The following is a 20714-nucleotide window of genomic DNA, read 5'->3' as shown; positions in this document are numbered from 1 at the left end:
TGATGCAAACCGTTTTAGCGAAAATCGTCGCAGACAAGGCGATTTGGGTAGAAGCCCGCAAACAGCAACAACCGCTGGCCAGTTTTCAGAACGCTGTCCAGCCCAGCTCGCGTCACTTTTATGACGCCTTACAGGGTGCGCGTACGGCCTTTATTCTGGAGTGTAAGAAAGCCTCCCCGTCTAAAGGCGTGATCCGCGATGATTTCGACCCGGCACGGATTGCCGGGGTGTATAAACATTACGCCTCCGCCATTTCCGTTCTGACCGATGAGAAGTACTTCCAGGGCAGTTTTGATTTCCTGCCGATCGTGAGCAGCATCGCGCCGCAGCCGATTCTGTGTAAGGACTTTATTATCGACCCTTACCAGATTTACCTTGCGCGCCACTATCAGGCCGACGCCTGCCTGCTGATGCTTTCGGTACTCGACGACGAGCAGTATCGCCAGCTTTCTGCCGTAGCGCACAGTCTGAAGATGGGCGTGCTGACGGAAGTCAGCAATGAAGACGAACTGGAACGCGCCATTGCGCTCGGCGCGAAAGTGGTCGGGATTAACAACCGTGACCTGCGCGACCTGTCGATTGACCTGAATCGTACACGTCAACTGGCGCCGAAACTGGGTCAGGGCGTGACGGTGATTAGTGAATCAGGGATCAACACCTACGCTCAGGTTCGCGAGCTGAGCCATTTTGCCAATGGCTTCCTGATTGGTTCCGCCCTCATGGCGCATGACGATCTTAACGCCGCCGTACGCCGTGTTCTGCTTGGCGAAAATAAGGTCTGTGGCCTGACGCGTCCGGAAGATGCCAAAGCCGCCTGCGATTCTGGCGCAATCTATGGTGGACTGATTTTTGTCCCTTCTTCACCCCGTTTTGTCAGCATTGAACAGGCCCGCGAAGTGCAGTCCGCCGCCCCGCTACTATATGTTGGTGTATTCCGTAATCACGACATCGCCGAGGTCTGTGAAAAAGCGACGCAGCTTTCGCTGAAAGCCGTACAGCTGCATGGGCGCGAAGACCAGGCGTATGTCGATACGCTGCGCGCCGCGCTGCCTGAAAACGTACAGATCTGGAAAGCGCTGAGCGTCGGTGACGCCCTCCCGGCCCGCGATTATCAGCATGTCGACAAATACGTGCTGGATAACGGCCAGGGTGGCAGCGGTCAGCGTTTTGACTGGTCGTTACTGCACGGACAATCGCTGGATAACGTATTGCTGGCAGGCGGTCTTGGCGCGGACAACTGCGTTGACGCGGCTAAAACCGGCTGTGCCGGTCTCGATTTTAATTCTGGTGTAGAGTCACAGCCGGGCATCAAAGATGCACGCCTTCTGGCCTCGGTATTTCAGACACTGCGCGCATATTAAGGAAAAGGACATGACAACATTACTCAATCCCTATTTTGGTGAATTCGGTGGCATGTATGTGCCGCAGATCCTGATGCCGGCTCTGCGTCAACTGGAAGACGCGTTTGTCAGTGCGCAAAAAGATCCCGAGTTTCAGGCCCAGTTTGCCGACCTGCTGAAGAACTATGCGGGACGTCCCACTGCGCTGACCAAATGTCAGAACATCACTGCCGGAACCCATACCACGCTGTACCTGAAGCGTGAAGATCTGCTGCACGGCGGCGCGCATAAAACCAACCAGGTGTTAGGTCAGGCATTGCTGGCAAAACGCATGGGCAAAACCGAGATTATTGCGGAAACCGGCGCGGGCCAACACGGGGTGGCTTCAGCGCTCGCCAGCGCCCTGCTCGGCCTGAAATGCCGTATCTACATGGGAGCGAAAGACGTTGAGCGCCAGTCGCCGAACGTCTTCCGTATGCGCCTGATGGGTGCCGAAGTCATCCCGGTTCACAGTGGTTCAGCCACGCTGAAAGACGCCTGTAACGAGGCGCTGCGTGACTGGTCTGGTAGCTACGAAACCGCGCACTACATGCTCGGTACCGCTGCTGGCCCGCACCCGTTCCCGACCATCGTGCGTGAATTCCAGCGCATGATCGGCGAAGAAACCAAAGCGCAGATCCTCGAAAAAGAGGGTCGCCTGCCGGATGCGGTGATCGCCTGCGTGGGCGGCGGTTCCAACGCCATCGGGATGTTTGCCGATTTTATTAATGAGCCAAACGTTGGGCTGATTGGTGTAGAACCCGGTGGTCACGGGATTGAAACCGGTGAGCACGGTGCGCCGTTGAAGCACGGTCGCGTCGGGATCTATTTCGGTATGAAAGCGCCGATGATGCAGACGGATGAGGGACAGATCGAGGAGTCCTACTCCATCTCTGCGGGCCTGGATTTCCCGTCCGTCGGCCCACAGCATGCGTACCTGAACAGCATTGGTCGCGCCGACTACGTGTCGATCACCGACGACGAAGCGCTGGACGCCTTTAAAACGCTCTGTTTGCACGAGGGCATTATCCCGGCGCTCGAGTCGTCACACGCCCTGGCCCACGCGCTGAAAATGATGCGCGAGAACCCGGAAAAAGAGCAACTGCTGGTGGTTAACCTTTCCGGTCGTGGCGACAAAGACATTTTCACGGTACACGATATTCTGAAAGCGCGAGGGGAAATCTGATGGAACGCTATGAAAGCTTGTTTGCACAACTGAACGATCGCAAGGAAGGTGCCTTTGTCCCCTTCGTGACCCTCGGCGACCCAGGCGTTGAGCAGTCGCTGAACATTATCGATGCTCTGATTGAGGCGGGTGCGGATGCGCTGGAGTTAGGGATCCCTTTCTCCGATCCGCTCGCTGATGGCCCAACCATTCAGAGCGCCACGCTGCGCGCATTTGCCGCTGGCGTCACGCCGACCCGCTGTTTTGAGATGCTGGCCGCCATCCGCGAAAAGCACCCGACCATTCCTATTGGCCTGCTGATGTACGCGAACCTGGTGTTCAGCAAAGGCATTGACGCGTTTTACGCGCAGTGTGAAAAAGTCGGCGTCGACTCCGTGCTGGTTGCCGACGTACCGATTGAAGAATCTGCGCCATTCCGTCAGGCCGCGCTGCGCCACAACGTTGCGCCGATCTTCATCTGTCCGCCGAATGCCGATGATGACCTGCTGCGCCAGATCGCCTCTTATGGCCGGGGTTATACCTATCTGCTGTCGCGCGCGGGCGTGACGGGCGCAGAAAATCGCGCCGCGCTGCCTTTACATCATCTGGTAGAGAAACTGAAAGAGTACAACGCCGCGCCGTCTTTGCAGGGCTTTGGTATTTCGGCGCCGGATCAGGTTTCCGCCGCCATTGACGCAGGCGCCGCTGGCGCAATCTCCGGTTCCGCGATCGTTAAAATCATTGAAAAGAACGTCGGACAACCTGAGCAGATGTTGGCTGAACTGAAGACATTCGTCAGCGGGTTAAAAGCCGCCACCCGCCGATAAAACACCGGGACCGCCAGACTCGCACTGGCGGTCTCATTATTTGGCCTGCTTCATTTTGTACATCTCGCCATCCGCATACTGAATGGCATCATCAATTCCCTCATTCACTTCGGCAACCCCCCAGGAGATGGAGAGCGGCACCAGCGTGTCCTGCACGATAAACTGATACGCATTGATTTGATGGGCGATACGTTCGGCGATGGCGACCGCATCGGCCGTTTTCGCGTGATACAGTACAATCACGAATTCATCCCCTCCGGTGCGAATCACCAGATCGTCACTGGTGCGGGTGTTGGACAACATCCGGTTGGCAATGATCTGTAGCGCTCTGTCCCCGGCGACGTGTCCCCAGGTATCGTTAATTGCCTTGAATTTATTGCAATCAACCAGCACCACCGAACAGTCAGAGAGATCCCGCCGCTTGATGATGTCGAGAATCTTACGGTTGAAGCAGCCCGTCAATGAGTCGATGTAGATTTTCAGATCGCTCTCATTCAGCCAGGATTTTAACCCCATCATGATCAGTACAAAGAAGAACGGCGCCATCAGGATCAGCAGCCCCGCCTGGGTGTCATGCATCGCAAACCCGCTGAGCGAGATGGCGTAGTGAATGACATACTTTTCGGAGAGCACCTTGAAGGCGATTTCCGGGCGCTTCTTACACTCCCCCGTCAGACAAAGCGACTGCTGATTCAGAGTATTCACCAGCGAAACGTTCAGTCCGTGCGGCACCTGTCCATCAAAGGCGTCGCGTAATGCCTCCTGAAGTTCCGGCTTAGCATGGTCGTAAACCAGATAGCCTACGATATGGTCGGAGATCTCATTGCCAGAAAGGTCATAAATATAACTCACGACGCTGAAGGCTTTCTCATCCGTGATTTTATCGTCATAAAAATCCGTAGAGCTTAAGGCTTTCGTTTTGACGTTCTTTTCCAGCAAACGGGTGTAAAAATCGACGGGAGGAAGAAAGAAACTGGAAATATTACGCGCCATCTTCGATGAGTGATAATCAAACGCTTTAGCATCGGCGGGAGTGAACCAGTAAAAATAGCTTGCATCCTCGGCAATAACGTAGCGATGAGCATCGAAATTACCCGGATTAAGCGCGTTCACCCTGCCGCGAATAAACTCAGCGGCGGTATACATACACAACGCGTTTAACGTCGGCTGACGCGCTACCATCGCACCCGTTGCGGAATGAATGCGTTTGCTGTCGGCGTTAATTCCCCAGGCCTCCCCACGGGGAGTCAATTGCGACATCTGGCCGCACTGGCCAGCGCTTTTAATCTGCCGGTAGCGTACGCCGGTCGCATCCGCGATCATTTCATTATCATTGAAGATATCGAGCATCCGCGTTTGCAGGCGGTTCATCCCTTCATTGACCGTCGCCAGTCGCTGCTCATAAATAATGAACAGGAAAAGCGACGTAAAAAGCAGCGTGATTAGCGCTGAAATAATAAGTGCCTGTCTGTTTCTTAAACTGTCCTGCACAATTTTCACCAAGGCACCCTGAGCATCAACACGCTGTTATCACTACGGTATTCGATTTCACCCACGCAGTACAGGTCAGAACGGTTAATCATCCCCTTCAATCAGATAACCCGCATGACGAATGGCGATGCGGCAATCACTCACGCCAGCGGCGTATCCGGCCTCAATTTCACACACCGGACTGGCGCTACAAGAGGGTAAGCGGATGGGCGTGGCGAGCGCTTTCTCCAGCAAGTCAATTTTGCGCATCGCTTCCAGTAACGATCGTGAGACCTGCAGATAAAACAGGCTGTTTTCATTCGTCGGTGACTGCTCAAGCGCCGCGATTTTTTGTTCCAGCAAAGACGGTGTTAATTTCATGATGCAATACTCACAGAGCGTGCCTGTTAGAAAAGATAGCAGTTCTGTTCGCGGCGCATAAAAAAAGCGGGCTAAAGGCGCCCGCTTTTATTTGTTGTGACTTTTTTTAGAAACGGTAACCCGCCGAGAACATAAACACCCACGGATCGAGGCGAATATCGTCATGCTGCTTAACACCACCCAGCTTGTAGTCCGCGGTGGTATCGATATCCATGTACCAGACTGACATGTTAATCAGCCAGTCACGGTTGATCAAATAGTCCATCCCGACCTGACCTGCTGCACCCCAGGAATCTTTAAGACTCAAATCGGAAACGCCGGTCTCTTTGCCATTCTTATTGACGTCAGTATTAAAGAAGGTCGTGTAGTTAACCCCAACACCGACATATGGACGCAGCTTGCTGCTGGAATCACCGAAATACCACTGCGCCATCAGGGTTGGCGGCAGGTGATGAACGGTGGCGATATCACCGGTCAACTGCGTGCCCACTTTATGGCGGAATGGCGTCGCCGCCAGCAGTTCAACACCGATATTTTCGGTCGCCATGTAAGTGAATGTCAGACCCAACTGCGTGTCGTTACTGACGTTAAAGCCACCTAAATGGCCTAAGGTGCCGTCCGCGCCTTCCGTCGGTCTTACCGTCGCCGAACCGGCGCGAATAAAGAACTCGCCAGCTTCATGCGCATAAACGCTGCCAGAGAGAAGAGTACTTACTGCCAATGCCGCCACTGTTAACTTTTTCATACCCGCTCCATCGTTATGGTTATAAATGCGTCACGAATATACCTACATTGGAGTAATAAGTGATCTAACCTGGATCACATTAGGCCGTGTAATTTAACATTTATTGATCCAGATTAAGTTAGAAGTAGCATTCAAAATCCTGGTTATTCCTGTTCAGATCAATTTTGCAATATTTACAAGCTGAAAGTATTTTCTTAATTTTTGTGGCGGCAACGTCATCACGCTGCGGATTTGTTGTTCAAATTACTCTGGCTTTACAAAGATATGCTTTTCCATACACCCCTTGATGCTGCCACTGCGCAGTTATCCAGGGTACAATTGATCGCTTAACAACACCTGCAGAACTCAAGGAGAGTGCATGTCTATCACGGCGCAGTCCGTATACCGTGACACCGGGAATTTTTTCCGTAATCAATTTTTAACCATCCTGCTGATCTCGCTGCTGTGCGCGTTCATCACGGTGGTATTAGGGCATGCCTTCTCACCCAGCGATGCGCAGATTGCGCAACTGAGTGAAGGGGATCATCTTGCGGGAAGCGTGGGTTTGTTCGAACTGGTGCAAAACATGACGCCGGAGCAGCAGCAGATCCTGTTGCGCGCCTCGGCAGCGTCCACCTTTTCAGGACTGATTGGTAATGCCGTCCTGGCCGGTGGCGTACTGCTGATGATTCAGTTAATTTCAGCGGGTCATCGCGTCAGCGCCCTGCGCGCGATCGGTGCCAGTGCGCCGATCCTGCCGCGTCTGTTCATCCTGATTTTACTGACCACCCTGCTGGTACAGCTCGGGATTATGCTGGTCGTGGTACCAGGCATCCTGTTGGCTATCCTGCTGGCGCTTGCGCCGATTATGCTGGTGCAGGATAAAATGGGTGTATTCGTCGCAATGCGCAACAGTATGCGTCTGGCGTGGTCTAATATGCGACTGGTCGCCCCGGCGGTGATGGGCTGGCTGCTGGCAAAAACGCTACTGTTGCTGTTTGCCTCCAGCTTTGCCGCGCTTGACCCTAACGTTGGCGCCGTTATCGCAAATACGTTGAGCAATCTGATCTCCGCCATATTGCTCATCTACCTGTTCCGTCTGTATATGTTGATTCGCCAATAACCCTGTCTGCGTCGCCGGCAGAAATGCCCGACGCGTTTGATTACGGAATCGAAGAATGAAGCAGTTTCTTGATTTTTTACCGCTGGTGGTCTTCTTTGTTTTTTACAAAGTGTATGACATCTATGCGGCCACCTCGGCGCTCATTGTCGCAACGGCTATCGTGCTCATCTACAGTTGGGTTCGCTATCGCAAAGTTGAAAAAATGGCGCTGATCACCTTTGTTCTGGTAGCCGTGTTCGGCGGGTTGACCATCTTCTTCCATAACGATGAATTTATTAAATGGAAGGTGACGGTGATTTACGGCCTGTTTGCCGGTGCGCTTCTGGTTAGCCAGTGGATCATGAAAAAACCGCTGATCCAGCGCATGCTGGGTAAAGAACTGACGCTGCCGCAGCCGGTCTGGTCGAAGCTCAACCTCGCGTGGGCCATCTTCTTTATTCTGTGTGGGCTTGCCAATATCTACATCGCCTTCTGGCTGCCGCAAAATATCTGGGTGAACTTTAAGGTGTTTGGCCTCACCGCGCTGACGCTGATCTTTACCCTGCTGAGTGGCGTCTATATCTATCGCCATCTCCCGCAAGAAGACAAATCATAAACGCCCATTAAACCAGGCCTATAGGCCTGGTTTAACTTTCTGCACAATCCCTGACGTACTTACCCGAAATTGCATGAATCATGAAGATATTATGGAGATTGTCTTCATAACATTGTAATGAGAATAATTATCATTGATATTCCGTATCGCATTTTAAACAATATGGATGTCAGTTGATGAATACGATAACAAAAATTTCTCCACGCCCTCTGGCGCTTTTGATTGCCACAGCATTAAGCGGAAATGCATTCGCCGCAGACGACGTCATGAACGACGGTGAAACGATGGTCGTCCAGGCCACCGCCGAAGAAGCCCTCAAGCAGCAACCCGGTGTTTCTATTATCACCGCCAAAGACATTGAAAAATCCCCGCCGGTCAACGACCTCTCCGATATTATTCGCACCATGCCCGGTGTGAACCTGACAGGCAACAGCGCCAGCGGCAGTCGGGGAAATAACCGTCAGATTGATATTCGCGGCATGGGTCCGGAAAACACGCTGATCCTGATTGACGGCGTGCCGGTCACCTCTCGAAACTCAGTACGCTATAGCTGGCGCGGCGAGCGTGATACCCGTGGTGACACAAACTGGGTACCGGCGGAGATGGTCGAACGTATTGAAGTTCTGCGCGGCCCAGCAGCGGCACGTTACGGTTCCGGTGCGGCAGGTGGCGTCGTCAATATCATCACTAAACAGCCAACGAACGACTGGCATGGCTCGCTGTCTCTTTATACCAACCAGCCCGAGAACAGCAAAGAAGGTGCCACCAAACGTGCGAACTTCAATCTGAGCGGTCCGCTCATTGACGATGTTCTCACCATGCGTCTGTACGGCAACATCAACAAAACCGACGCCGATGCGGCGGATATTAATACTCAGCAAAATGGATCCTATGCCGCAGGGCGCGAAGGGGTACGCAATAAAGACATCAACGCCCTGCTCTCCTGGAAACTGACGCCACAGCAAATTGTGGATTTTGACTACAGCTACAGCCGTCAGGGTAATATCTATGCCGGAGATACGCAGTACAGCAACAGCAACGTCAGTCCTGACGGGCTGGTCAGTACCCTCTACGGCGATGAAACCAACCGGATGTATCGTCAGTCATGGGGGCTGACGCATAACGGCATCTGGGACTGGGGACAGTCCAAATTCGGCGTCTACTACGAAAAAACCAACAATACCCGAATGCAGGAAGGCTCGACCGGTAGAGTGGAAGGGATGATCAATAACACCGAATACGCCACCAGCCGCCTGGAATCTTATCGTTCTTCCGGAGAACTCAACATCCCTGTCTTCTGGCTGGTTGATCAAACCCTGACGCTGGGTGCGGAGTGGAACCGTGACGAACTCAACGATCCGGCGTCTATGCAGGCCACCAGCGCATCCGGCGTGCAGATTGGCAATGTCTCCGGTGATGCCTCCAGTCGCAGCACCAAAAATAGCGCCACGCTCACCGGTATCTATCTGGAAGATAATATCGAAGCGCGGCCTGGCACGGATATTATTCCGGGGATCCGTTTTGACTATCACGATGAATTTGGCAGCAACTGGAGCCCCAGTCTGAATATGTCGCAGGAACTGGGCGATCTGTTCAAGCTGAAAGCCGGGATTGCGCGCGTCTTTAAAGCGCCAAACCTGTATCAGTCCAGCGAGGGATATTTGCTCTCCACGCGCGGCAACGGCTGTCCAAATACGATCGCCACCGGCAGTTGTTATCTGCTGGGCAATCCGGATCTGGATCCGGAAATCAGTATTAACAAAGAGATCGGTCTGGAATTTAATTACGCTGGCTGGGATGCGGGAATCACCTGGTTCCGTAACGACTATAAGAACAAGATTGTCGCCGGGACCGATATTATTGGTTACGCCTCCAACGGGAATAACATCCTGCAATGGGAAAATGGCGGCAAAGCGATTGTCGAAGGTCTGGAAGGTAACGTGGTGATCCCGCTGGTGCCGGAGACGTTAAGTTGGCGCACCAACGCGACGTATATGATCAAATCCGAGAACAAGGACACCGGTAACCCGCTCTCCGTGATCCCGAAATACACCATTAATACCCTGCTCGACTGGCAGGTGAACGACAAGCTCTCCACGCAGCTACAGTGGACGCAGTACGGTCGACAAAAACCGCGCGAGTATGCTGAAACGCGCAATGAGACGGGTGCCATGTCGGATAAGGAAATTGGTGCTTATGCGGTTGTCGGACTCGGCGCTAATTACCAGATGACGAAAAATCTGCGCCTGAACGCCGGGATCAGCAACCTGTTCGACAAGCAGATCTATCGTGAAAACGATGGCGCCTCAACCTATAACGAACCCGGACGCGCTTACTATGCGGGCGTAACGATGTCCTTCTAATCACCCAAACGCCCGTCTCGCGGGCGTTTCCCCTCTGTTCTCCATGTGAAAATCATAGTAGCATCGCGACTGAAATTTTTTTCTACAGTCGGTTTTACAATGACAACAACAATTCACGCCCCGCAGGGCGAACTGGTTTTACGCACACTGGCTATGCCCGCCGATACCAATGCCAACGGTGATATTTTTGGCGGCTGGCTGATGTCGCAGATGGATATTGGCGGTGCCATTCAGGCCAAAGAGATTGCCCATGGTCGCGTGGTGACTGTCCGCGTGGAAGGAATGAGCTTCCTGCGCCCGGTCGCCGTCGGCGACGTGGTGTGCTGCTACGCCCGTTGCGTGAAGCGCGGAACCACTTCCGTCAGCATCAATATTGAAGTCTGGGTGAAGAAAGTGGCGTCAGAGCCGATTGGCCAGCGCTACAAAGCGACAGAAGCGCTGTTTATCTACGTCGCGGTGGATCCGGACGGTAAACCCCGCCCGCTTCCGGCGCAATAATGACAAAAAAGCCTCCGTTGCGGAGGCTTTTCTCTTAGCGCGTCACGATCACTCGATTTGCGTGGTGCCGTTCAGGCGGAAGACGATATTCACGACCAGCCCTGACCCCGGTTTACCGGCTTCATAGCGCCATCTGCGCATCGCATTCTTCACTTCACGTTCAAACATGTTGGCCGGTTGCGCTGATACAATTTGTACGTTGTCCACCCGACCATCGGCCGTGACATCAAACTTCACTTTTACCCGCCCCTCAATGCGTAATGCCTGGGCGCGCGCCGGATACTGCGGCTGGTTACGCGTCAACGCCCGTGGACCTGCCGGAACACTCACCGTCGGCTTACTGGTTGCCGGCGCGGTGCTGGTGGCCGGACGCGAAGGCGCGGTGTTCTCAAACGGCGACGCCTGGCGCGGCTCGGCAGGTTTGACATCACGCTTCGGCTGCTCCTGCACCTTTTTCACCGGCTTCGGTTTTGGCTTGGGTTTAGGCTTCGGTTTCTCGATAACAACCGGCGCCTCTTTGGGCGGTTCGGGAATCGGCTCCGGCTCGGGTTCAGGCTCGACAATCGGTTCCGGCGGCGGCTGGACCGCCTGCGGTGGTTCCAGGTCGGCTGGCGAAACCATCGTTACGGAGATGGGCTGCGCAGGGGCAGGCAGTTCAATAACCTGATGTACCGAGGTATACAAGAGTCCCGCCACTAAAGCGCCATGAATGCCAACGGAGAGTAACGTCGGCCAGGGGAAGCGACGAGGTAAATCAAGGGTCATTGAAGTCATAATCGTTTCAGTTGAAAAACCAGGCCCCGATTTTAAATGCAAATAGCAATCATATTCAATAAGCCATCGCCATAAGCGCCATTTTTATCCTAAAAACTCCCTGACAATTGTACGGCCTTAACAAGGCTGTCATCTTTGCGTTGCAGTAAAGGGACCTTTCAAATAACGTATTTAGCACTTTTACCGAACAAGGAGCCCTATCCGTGCTTTATGTCATCTACGCGCAAGATAATCAGAACTCACTTGAAAAGCGTCTTTCCGTCCGCCCCGCGCATCTGGCACGACTACAGTTGCTTCACGACGAAGGACGTCTCCTGACTGCAGGCCCCATGCCAGCGGTAGATAGCAACGATCCCGGTGCGGCAGGTTTTACCGGCTCCACGGTGATTGCTGAATTTGACTCGCTGGAAGAGGCGAAATCCTGGGCCGAGGCTGACCCGTATGTTGCCGCCGGGGTTTACGCGCAGGTTTCGGTGAAACCCTTTAAGAAGACGTTCTGAAAGACGTGTTCATTGGGCACCGCATGCGGTGCCCTGTTCACTCAGAGGCTATGGATCGCAAACAGCAGCGAATTACGTTGCTGGTTCAGGACACATTTTCTGATTGAGTGGATCCGCATATTCCGACGCGACTGTCCTTCAAGCCAACGTGCTTTACGGCGACTGGCCTGACGCAGCATCCGCCAGCGTCCCACTTCCGTTCTACTCCGCTTCATGATACCTACTCTTACAGTGCAAGAATGGGCATTATACCCCCCACAGACAGGCAGGCTAGCGCTTTTGCCGTGTTTTTATTTGCCAGATTTATCATGACGCGTAAACTCATAACAATACGCTTTCAAAAGGATTTTTAATCTATGACAACCTTCTACACGGTGGTGAGTTGGCTGGTCATTCTGGGCTACTGGGTGCTCATTGCCGGTGTAACATTACGTATTTTGATGAAACGTCGCGCGGTTCCTTCCGCGATGGCCTGGCTGCTGATCATTTATATTCTGCCGCTGGTCGGAATTATTGCTTATTTATCCTTCGGGGAACTGCATCTGGGCAAGCGTCGGGCAGAACGCGCTCGCGCAATGTGGCCATCCACCGCAAAATGGCTGAACGATCTCAAAGCCTGCAAACATATCTTCGCCGAAGAGAACAGCAGCGTCGCCGCTTCGCTGTTCAAACTCTGTGAGCGTCGCCAGGGCATCGCGGGAGTTAAAGGCAACCAACTCCAGTTGCTCACCGATTCTGACGATGTGATGCAGGCGCTGATCCGCGATATTCAGTTGGCGCGACATAACATCGAAATGGTGTTCTATATCTGGCAACCCGGCGGAATGGCGGATCAGGTGGCGGAATCCCTGATGGCTGCCGCACGACGCGGGATCCATTGCCGACTGATGCTCGACTCTGCCGGTAGCGTCGCTTTCTTCCGCAGCCCCTGGGCGGCGATGATGCGCAATGCCGGTATCGAAGTGGTCGAAGCGCTGAAGGTTAATCTGTTCCGTGTGTTCCTGCGTCGCATGGACCTGCGGCAGCACCGCAAAATGGTGATGATTGATAACTATATTGCCTATACTGGCAGTATGAACATGGTGGATCCGCGCTTTTTCAAACAGGATGCGGGTGTCGGTCAGTGGGTGGATCTGATGGCGCGAATGGAAGGTCCGGTCGCTACCGCGATGGGCATCGTCTATTCCTGCGACTGGGAGATTGAAACCGGCAAACGCATTCTGCCTCCGCCGCCGGACGTCAACATAATGCCGTTCGAAGAGGCCAGCGGACACACGATTCATACCATCGCTTCCGGCCCTGGTTTTCCGGAAGATCTGATTCACCAGGCGCTGCTGACGGCGGCTTACTCGGCGCGTGAATATTTAATCATGACCACCCCCTACTTCGTGCCAAGCGACGATTTGCTGCATGCCATCTGTACGGCGGCGCAGCGCGGTGTGGACGTCAGTATTATTCTGCCGCGCAAGAATGATTCGCTCCTGGTTGGCTGGGCCAGCCGCGCTTTCTTTACCGAGCTGTTGGCGGCCGGGGTGAAAATCTATCAGTTTGAAGGCGGCCTGTTGCATACCAAGAGCGTACTGGTCGATGGTGAACTCAGTCTGGTCGGGACCGTGAATCTGGATATGCGCAGTCTGTGGTTGAATTTTGAGATCACGCTGGTCATTGATGACGTCGGATTCGGCGGCGATCTGGCTGCCGTGCAGGACGATTATATTTCCCGTTCTCGCCTGCTGGACGCGAGTTTGTGGGTAAAACGCCCACTCTGGCAGCGGATCACCGAGCGACTGTTTTACTTCTTCAGTCCGTTGCTGTAAAACGTGCCCAAGAGACGGTAAACAGGTAGTCATTATGGATATGGATCTGAACAATCGCCTGACTGAAGACGAAACGCTTGAGCAGGCTTACGATATTTTTCTCGAACTGGCGGCCGATAACCTCGACCCGGCGGACATTATTCTGTTCAACCTGCAGTTTGAGGAGCGCGGCGGCGCAGAGTTATTTGACCCGTCGGAAGACTGGCAGGATCACGTGGATTATGACCTGAACCCAGACTTCTTTGCCGAAGTGGTGATTGGTCTGGCGGACAGCGAAGACGGCGAGATCAACGATATTTTTGCCCGCGTGCTGCTGTGTCGCGAAAAAGATCACAAGCTCTGCCATATTCTCTGGCGCGAGTAATGACGAAAAGAAGAGCCGCCAGCGCGGCTCTTTTTATTTAGTCCGGCAATTTACTGCCGCAGTGGTTACAGAATTTCGCGCTATGCTCATGCTGGCTCTGCTGGCACTGCGGGCATTGGCGCTGTTGATTCCGCTTTTGAAACGCCATGCTCATGTGGGTGGTAATCAACCCGGTAGGAATGGCAATCACTGAATAGCCAATCAAAATCAGGACTGACGCCACGATCCGCCCCAACGGCGTATGGGGCGTAATATCACCATACCCGACCGTCGTGACGGTCACAATCGCCCAGTAAACCGACGCATTCAGCGTGGTGAATCCATATTCCGGCCCTTCGATGAGATACATCAGCGTGCCGAAGATAATCATCAAAATGCCAATAAACGAATAAAACAGAATCAGCTGATGCCTGGCACTCAAAATCGCCCGCCAGAATACCCCTAACGAAGGCATAAAACGCAACAGCTTCAGGATCCGCAGGATACGAATGGCTCGCATGGCCCGCCAGGCAAAAACGTAATCGAGGCTGATTTCCGGCCACAGCCACATAACATACAAAGGCAGGATAGTGGCTAAATCAATTAATCCCCAGAAGCTGAAGACATATTTCGCCGGATTCGGCCAGCTCACTAAACGCAGAAAATATTCCAGCGTAAAGACCAGCGTGATGATCACTTCAAGCCAGACAAAAATATGCCATTCGTCATACGTCAGGTGATATTGCGTGCCAATGCCTGATTCAATAAAAATAACCAGAACGCTCAGCAACGCAAACAATGCACAAAATATCTCACCCTGTCGGCCAGAACGGGTATTCAGGTCGAACAAACGGTGATAAATCTGCCTGCGAAGCGATGACAAGATAAACGACACGATAACCTCTGCGAAAAGAAGGGCTGACAGTTTGTCAGCCCTTGCGATTATAGCGGGTCTACTTTAAGGCAGGAAACCGCATGCCGGAAACTGCCTTCCAGTACCGGACGCGTTTTCGCACACTCCGGTCCGGCTATTGGGCAGCGGGTACGGAATACGCAGCCTGACGGCGGGTTAATCGGTGACGGTAACTCCCCTTCCAGTAGCTGAATCGTCTTGTTCTTTTCCAGATCGGGATCGGGAATCGGTACCGCCGACATCAGCGCTTTGGTGTAGGGATGCAGCGGATTGTGATAGACCTCGTCATAGGTCCCCAGTTCCACGGCATGGCCCAGATACATCACCAGCACGCGGTCAGAGATGTGTTTTACAACCGCCAGGTCATGGGCGATGAAGATCAGCGACAGGCCCATTTCCCGCTGAAGCTGCTGCAAGAGGTTAACGACCTGCGCCTGAATTGACACGTCCAGTGCGGAGACCGGCTCATCGCAGATGATCAGCTTAGGCTCCAGAATCAACGCCCGGGCAATCCCGATACGCTGACACTGGCCGCCCGAAAACTCATGCGGATAGCGGTTAATCAGGTTTGGCAGCAAGCCTACCTTCATCATCATCGCCTTCACCCGATCGCGCACTTCCTGACGCGGCAGTTTCGGATGATAGGTCCGCAGCGGTTCAGCGATGATTTCACCAATGGTCATGCGAGGATTCAGCGACGCCAGCGGATCCTGGAAAATCATCTGAATATCACTGCGCACGTCACGCCATTCATCAGGTTTCATCCCCAGCAGGTCTTTACCCAACCATGCCACCCGACCATCGGTTGCTTTTACCAGCCCGATAATGGCCCGGGCAAAGGTCGATTTCCCGCAGCCGGATTCGCCAACGACACCCAGCGTCTCCCCTTCATATAGCCGCAGCGTCACGCCATCGACCGCCTTCAGCGTTTTCGAGGGCTGCCAGAACCACTGCTTGCCATCTTTAATGTCGAAATGCACCTTCAAATCGGCGATTTCCAGGAGGACTTTACGTTTTTCATCTACAGCGTTCATGCCAGATCCTCCACCGGTTTAAAGCAGGCGCGCAGGCGTCCTGGACTGAACTCCTCCAGCGGCGGTGTGGTGCTACAAATCTCCATCGCATGCGGACAGCGCGGCTGGAACGGACAGCCTTTCGGCAGACGCAGTAAGTTAGGCGGGTTCCCCGGAATAGTCAGCATCTCGTCACCTTCGCCATCCAGACGCGGCACCGCATTCAGCAGACCAATCGAATATGGATGAACGGGCTGATAAAAGACATCGCGGGCATTACCGTATTCCATAGTCCGCCCGGCATACATCACCAGCACTTTGTCGCAAATCCCGGCCACGACCCCGAGATCGTGGGTAATCATGATGATGGCGGTGTTGAATTCACGCTTCAGTTCATTGAGAAGCGTCATGATTTGCGCCTGAACGGTGACGTCCAGCGCGGTCGTCGGTTCGTCGGCAATCAGCAACTTCGGCCTGCACAGCAGCGCCATTGCGATCATCACGCGCTGACGCATACCGCCGGAAAACTCATGCGGGAACATCTTCATCCGCTTACGCGCTTCCGGCATCTTGACCGCGTCCAGCATTCTGACCGACTCTTCAAACGCCTCCGCTTTGCTCATGCTTTTATGCAGCATCAGCACTTCCATCAGTTGCTCCCCGACACGCATGTAGGGATTCAGCGAGGTCATTGGGTCCTGGAAAATCATCGAGATCTGTTCGGCGCGCAGCTTATTCAGTTCGCGCTCCGGCAGATTGAGGATCTCGCGGCCACTGAACGTCGCCGAACCGCCAATCCGGCCATTCGCGGCCAGCAGCCCCATCAACGCAAACGCGGTCTGTGATTTACCTGAACCAGACTCACCGACGATGCCGAGGGTTTCTCCGGCGCGCAGCGTAAAGTTTAAATCATTCACCGCGGTGACATCACCGTCCGGGGTACTGAACGTCACCCGAAGATCTTTTACGTCCAGCAGTGCGTTAGCCCTTTGCTGCGCGAACGGCACGCCTGCAGTTTCAATTACGCTCATGGCTGCACTCCTTAACGGTCTTTCGGGTCGAGGGCATCACGCAGGCCATCGCCAATAAAGTTAAAACAGAACAACGTCACCACCAGAAAAGCAGCCGGGAACAGCAGTAGCCACGGCGACACTTCCATCGAGTTGGCGCCATCGCTCAGCAACGCGCCCCAACTGCTCAGCGGCTCCTGTGTCCCCAACCCCAGGAAGCTGAGGAAGGATTCGAACAGGATCATGCTTGGCACCAGCAAGGAGGCGTACACCACTACCACGCCCAGCACGTTAGGTACAATATGACGCAGTACGATGTTGCCAGTCGAGACGCCGCCCACCTGCGCGGCTTCAATAAATTCTTTCCGCTTCAGACTCAGGGTCTGCCCACGCACAATACGCGCCATATCCAACCAGGAGACCATCCCGATCGCCACAAAAATCAGCAGAATGTTTTGTCCGAAGAAGGTGACCAGCAGAATAACGAAGAACATAAACGGGAAGGAGTTGAGGATTTCCAGCAGGCGCATCATCACAGAGTCGATTTTGCCGCCCAGATAGCCTGAAAGCGAGCCGTACAGTGTCCCCACCACCACCGCCACCAGTGCGGCAGCGATGCCGACCATCAGTGAAATCCGCCCGCCAATCGCCACGCGCACCAGCAGGTCGCGCCCGGAGGAGTCGGTACCAAAATAGTGGCCGGACTCGGTATCCGGCGCGCTGGACATCATTCCCCAATCGGTATCAAAGTAGGTGAACTGCGACAGCATCGGTGCCAGCGTCACGAACAGCGCAATCATCACCAGCACAATCAGACTGGCAACCGCCGCGCGGTTATGCATAAAACGACGGCGCGCATCCTGCCACAGGCTGCGCCCCTCGACCTCCAGCTTCTCACTGAAATTCTCCAGCGCTTCGCTGTTTTTCTTACCTAACATCATCGCGAGCTCCAGTATCAGTAACGAATTTTCGGGTCGATGACGGCATAGAGCACGTCAACAATCGCATTAAAGACAATAGTCAATGTCCCCACGAGGATCGTCAGGCTGAGCACCAGCGAGTAATCGCGGTTCAGCGCGCCGTTAACAAACAGCTGACCGATCCCCGGCAAACCATAGATTGTCTCAATGACCATTGAACCTGTGATAATCCCGACAAATGCCGGCCCCATATAAGAGAGCACCGGGAGTAACGCCGGTTTCAACGCATGGCGGAAAATGATACGGCGCATCGGCAGCCCTTTGGCTCGCGCGGTGCGGATGAAGTTTGAGTGCAACACTTCAATCATCGAGCCACGGGTGATACGCGCAATACTGGCAATATAGGCCAGTGATAACGCCACCATCGGCAGGATCATAAATTTCAGCGCCCCACCGTTCCAGCCGCCACCCGGCAGCCATTTGAGGGTGATCGCGAATATCATGACCAGCAGAGGCGCAACCACAAAGCTCGGTATCACCACCCCGGTCATGGCCACCCCCATGACCGCATAGTCCCATCGCGTGTTTTGCTTCAACGCGGCAATCACGCCAGCGCTCACCCCGAGGATCACGGCCAGAAAAAAGGCGGCAAGGCCCAGTTTCGCCGATACCGGAAAACTCGAAGCGACCAGATCGTTAACCGTATAATCTTTGTATTTAAAAGAAGGACCGAAATCACCGTGCGCCAGCTGCTTCAGATAGCTGAAATACTGGGTCATGATGGGGTCGTTAAGATGGTATTTCGCTTCAATGTTTGCCAGAACTTCTGCCGGCAGCGCGCGTTCACCGGTGAAGGGACTTCCCGGCGCAAGACGCATCATAAAGAACGAAATGGTAATAAGAATAAACAGCGTCGGAATTGCTTCCAGACAGCGGCGTAGAATAAATTTCAACATTGCCCGTACCTTCTGGCGAGTGCCTTTACACCCCTTCACGCAGAACCGCTAATGAGAGGTGTTGAGAGTCGACGAAAAAAGACACTGTGGGGCAACGTCTGCTGCCCCACCCTTTGCCATTAATGCTTGATAATATACAAGTCTTTGACGTGGATATTATCCATCGGGTCTTTACCGGTATAACCACCCACCCACGGTTTCACCAGACGGGCGTTGACGTAGTAGAACACCGGCACGATCGCAGAATCTTTATCAAGCTGCTGTTCGGCTTTACCGTAAAGCTCAGTGCGCTGCTCTTCATTCGTTGCTTTCAGCGCATCGGCGAGGATCTTGTCAAACGCCGGGCTCTTATAATGCGTCGTGTTGTTTGAGCTATCAGACAGCACCATGTTCAGGAAGGAGGTCGGTTCGTTGTAATCCGCACACCAGGCCGCACGGGAGACATCATAGTTGCCCTGATGACGCGTATCGAGGAAGGTTTTCCACTCCTGGTTTTCCAGCTTGACGTTCACACCTAAGTTTTTCTTCCAGATGGACGCCGCGGCGATAGCCAGTTTTTTGTGCAGATCGGAGGTGTTATACAGCAGGTTGAAGGTCAACGGTTTATCAGCGGTATATCCGGCTTCGGCCAGTAATTTTTTCGCTTCTTCGTTACGTTTTTCCTGCGTCCAGCCAAACCATTCTGGTTCAGCCAGTTTTGCGCCGTCAGTATACGGAGGCGTGAAGCTGTATGCCGGCAGATCGCCCTGGTTTTTCACTTTATTAACGATAATATCGCGGTCCAGCGCCAGCTTAAGCGCGGTACGCACGCGGACATCCGTAAACGGTGCTTTCTGGTTATTGATTTCGTAATAGTAGGTGCACAGATACGGGTCAACGTGAACTTCGTTCGGGATCTCTTTTTTCAGCTTCTGGAACAGTTCAATCGGCATGTTGTTATAGGTCATGTCGATTTCACCGCTGCGGTAGCGGTTAACGTCTGTCACTTCTGACGCGATCGGCAGGTACGTCACCTGATTAATGACCGTTTTGGCGTTGTCCCAGTAATTAGGATTGCGTTCGAGCACGATATGCTCGTTAACGACCCAGTCTTTCAGCTTATACGCACCGTTGGTGATGATATTGGCTGGCTGAGTCCACTTCTCACCGTACTTTTCAACGGCGGCTTTAGGAACCGGGGAAACGGATGAGTGCACCAACAGTTTGTAGAAATAAGGAACAGGCTCGCTGAGGGTCACTTCAAAGGTATTATCATCGATGGCTTTAACGCCAAGATCGGTTGGCGGTTTCTTGCCGGCAACGATGTCATCAATATTGACGATATGACCATACTGTAGATAACTGGCATACGGGGATGCGGTATTCGGATTCGCCAGACGCTGCCAGCTGTAAACAAAATCGTGGGCCGTCACCGGTGAGCCATCGGACCATTTTGCATCTTTGCGCAGATGGAATGTCCAGACTTTAAAATCTTTATTTTCCCATTTTTCAGCCACGCCAGGAGACGGTTTACCGTCGACGTCACTGATGATTAACCCTTCAAACAGATCGCGGCTGATATTGGATTCCGGCACCCCTTCGATTTTATGCGGATCGAGGGACTGAACTTCCGAACCATTATTTCGCACCAGCGTCTGTTTTTCCGCCAGTTGAACACCAGCGGGGACGACGGCAGCCGTCGCCACATTTCCGGCGATGAGCGCAGTTAAAATTCCTGCCGCCACTAAACTTTTCTTCGTGTTGGTCATTGTGTTTGTACTCCCTCATTATAATTACTGGTTTTATCACCAGCCTGTTAATCCCCTTAGGGATCTCTGAGCAGCTCCGGAGACTTTCAGCTGTCAGGTCGTTTACTGCCTGCTATCACCGACTTTAATTATTCTGGCGATTCGTTTGATCACCTTACGTCGATTCGTTATACGCCTCCCCTGTCAGGGGCGCAT

The 20714-nt window shown here is 53.5% G+C and carries 21 protein-coding genes and 1 pseudogene; 11 read left to right on the top strand and 11 right to left on the bottom strand.

Annotated features, from left to right (window positions below; all coding sequences use genetic code 11):
• The first annotated feature begins 2 nt into the window (after positions 1-2).
• Genes trpCF through trpA form a run of 3 tightly spaced genes read left to right on the top strand, consistent with a single transcriptional unit; the run spans position 3 to position 3371 of the window.
• On the top strand, positions 3-1361 hold the full coding sequence (gene trpCF / locus WM46_RS05840) for a bifunctional indole-3-glycerol-phosphate synthase TrpC/phosphoribosylanthranilate isomerase TrpF (protein WP_102603787.1): 1359 nt from the start codon (positions 3-5) through the stop codon (positions 1359-1361).
• A 10-nt stretch (positions 1362-1371) separates the two neighbouring features.
• Positions 1372-2565 (top strand): tryptophan synthase subunit beta, encoded by a 1194-nt coding sequence (trpB, locus tag WM46_RS05835; protein ID WP_102601694.1) that lies wholly within the window; start codon positions 1372-1374, stop codon positions 2563-2565.
• Entirely contained in the window at positions 2565-3371 is an 807-nt protein-coding gene (gene trpA, locus WM46_RS05830) for a tryptophan synthase subunit alpha (protein WP_061077681.1), read from the top strand. The genes trpB and trpA overlap by 1 nt, the downstream gene beginning before the upstream one ends.
• Positions 3372-3407: 36 nt before the next feature.
• Here trpA and WM46_RS05825 read toward each other — a convergent pair whose 3' ends face one another.
• The 3 genes from WM46_RS05825 to ompW all read right to left on the bottom strand — a co-directional run bounded on the left by WM46_RS05825 (position 3408) and on the right by ompW (position 5967).
• A complete protein-coding gene (locus WM46_RS05825) occupies positions 3408-4871 on the bottom strand; it encodes a GGDEF domain-containing protein (RefSeq protein WP_102601693.1) in 1464 nt (487 codons plus the stop codon).
• A 75-nt stretch (positions 4872-4946) separates the two neighbouring features.
• Positions 4947-5222: a hypothetical protein gene (locus tag WM46_RS05820; protein WP_102601692.1), complete on the bottom strand. Its 276-nt coding sequence runs from the start codon at positions 5220-5222 to the stop codon at positions 4947-4949.
• Positions 5223-5328: 106 nt separating this feature from the next.
• Entirely contained in the window at positions 5329-5967 is a 639-nt protein-coding gene (ompW, locus tag WM46_RS05815) for an outer membrane protein OmpW (protein ID WP_061077684.1), read from the bottom strand.
• A gap of 252 nt (positions 5968-6219) precedes the next feature.
• Here ompW and WM46_RS26310 point away from each other — a divergent pair.
• The 5 genes and pseudogenes from WM46_RS26310 to yciA all read left to right on the top strand — a co-directional run.
• Positions 6220-6297, top strand: a pseudogene (locus WM46_RS26310) (YkgJ family cysteine cluster protein); the annotation flags it as partial.
• 28 nt (positions 6298-6325) lie between these two features.
• Positions 6326-7069 carry a YciC family protein gene (locus WM46_RS05810; protein WP_102601691.1) on the top strand — a complete coding sequence of 248 codons (744 nt, stop codon included), beginning with the start codon at positions 6326-6328 and terminating at the stop codon, positions 7067-7069.
• 55 nt (positions 7070-7124) lie between these two features.
• On the top strand, positions 7125-7664 hold the full coding sequence (locus WM46_RS05805; protein ID WP_046481035.1) for a septation protein A: 540 nt from the start codon (positions 7125-7127) through the stop codon (positions 7662-7664).
• A 176-nt stretch (positions 7665-7840) separates the two neighbouring features.
• Positions 7841-10027, top strand: coding sequence for a TonB-dependent siderophore receptor (locus WM46_RS05800; protein ID WP_061077686.1), 2187 nt, complete (start codon positions 7841-7843; stop codon positions 10025-10027).
• Positions 10028-10126: 99 nt separating this feature from the next.
• A complete protein-coding gene (gene yciA, locus WM46_RS05795; protein WP_061077687.1) occupies positions 10127-10525 on the top strand; it encodes an acyl-CoA thioester hydrolase YciA in 399 nt (132 codons plus the stop codon).
• Positions 10526-10573: 48 nt separating this feature from the next.
• Here the strand turns inward: yciA and tonB are convergent, their stop codons facing one another.
• Positions 10574-11290 carry a TonB system transport protein TonB gene (gene tonB, locus WM46_RS05790; RefSeq protein ID WP_102603786.1) on the bottom strand — a complete coding sequence of 239 codons (717 nt, stop codon included), beginning with the start codon at positions 11288-11290 and terminating at the stop codon, positions 10574-10576.
• Between the two features lie 212 nt (positions 11291-11502).
• On the opposite strand from tonB, the gene WM46_RS05785 reads away from it, so the two are divergent.
• A complete protein-coding gene (locus tag WM46_RS05785; protein WP_046481037.1) occupies positions 11503-11799 on the top strand; it encodes a YciI family protein in 297 nt (98 codons plus the stop codon).
• Positions 11800-11840: 41 nt separating this feature from the next.
• Here the strand turns inward: WM46_RS05785 and WM46_RS26305 are convergent, their stop codons facing one another.
• Entirely contained in the window at positions 11841-12014 is a 174-nt protein-coding gene (locus tag WM46_RS26305; RefSeq protein WP_086512586.1) for a YciY family protein, read from the bottom strand.
• Between the two features lie 141 nt (positions 12015-12155).
• Here WM46_RS26305 and cls point away from each other — a divergent pair, with 141 nt between their 5' ends.
• Together cls and WM46_RS05775 are read left to right on the top strand one after the other, a co-directional pair.
• Entirely contained in the window at positions 12156-13616 is a 1461-nt protein-coding gene (cls, locus tag WM46_RS05780) for a cardiolipin synthase (protein WP_061077688.1), read from the top strand.
• Between the two features lie 34 nt (positions 13617-13650).
• A complete protein-coding gene (locus WM46_RS05775; protein ID WP_061077689.1) occupies positions 13651-13980 on the top strand; it encodes an HI1450 family dsDNA-mimic protein in 330 nt (109 codons plus the stop codon).
• 37 nt (positions 13981-14017) lie between these two features.
• Here the strand turns inward: WM46_RS05775 and WM46_RS05770 are convergent, their stop codons facing one another.
• From WM46_RS05770 to oppA, 6 genes are all read right to left on the bottom strand, one after another.
• Positions 14018-14854, bottom strand: a complete 837-nt coding sequence (locus tag WM46_RS05770) for an ion transporter (protein ID WP_102601690.1) — start codon at positions 14852-14854, stop codon at positions 14018-14020.
• Positions 14855-14901: 47 nt separating this feature from the next.
• Entirely contained in the window at positions 14902-15906 is a 1005-nt protein-coding gene (gene oppF, locus WM46_RS05765; RefSeq protein WP_061077691.1) for a murein tripeptide/oligopeptide ABC transporter ATP-binding protein OppF, read from the bottom strand.
• Positions 15903-16916 carry a murein tripeptide/oligopeptide ABC transporter ATP-binding protein OppD gene (oppD, locus tag WM46_RS05760; RefSeq protein ID WP_061077692.1) on the bottom strand — a complete coding sequence of 338 codons (1014 nt, stop codon included), beginning with the start codon at positions 16914-16916 and terminating at the stop codon, positions 15903-15905. The genes oppF and oppD overlap by 4 nt, the downstream gene beginning before the upstream one ends.
• Before the next feature lie 11 nt (positions 16917-16927).
• The gene (oppC, locus tag WM46_RS05755) at positions 16928-17836 is read right to left on the bottom strand and encodes an oligopeptide ABC transporter permease OppC (RefSeq protein WP_061077693.1); all 909 of its coding nucleotides are present in this window, start codon (positions 17834-17836) and stop codon (positions 16928-16930) included.
• Positions 17837-17850: 14 nt separating this feature from the next.
• Positions 17851-18771, bottom strand: a complete 921-nt coding sequence (oppB, locus tag WM46_RS05750; protein ID WP_043000507.1) for an oligopeptide ABC transporter permease OppB — start codon at positions 18769-18771, stop codon at positions 17851-17853.
• A 119-nt stretch (positions 18772-18890) separates the two neighbouring features.
• On the bottom strand, positions 18891-20519 hold the full coding sequence (gene oppA, locus WM46_RS05745) for an oligopeptide ABC transporter substrate-binding protein OppA (RefSeq protein ID WP_043000506.1): 1629 nt from the start codon (positions 20517-20519) through the stop codon (positions 18891-18893).
• Positions 20520-20714 lie beyond the last annotated feature (195 nt).

It is taken from the genome of Citrobacter freundii complex sp. CFNIH2 (assembly GCF_002880615.1).
GTDB lineage: Bacteria > Pseudomonadota > Gammaproteobacteria > Enterobacterales > Enterobacteriaceae > Citrobacter_A > Citrobacter_A amalonaticus_F.
The sequence above is the reverse complement of the archived record's forward strand: the minus strand, read 5'-3'. Positions and strand labels throughout refer to the sequence as shown.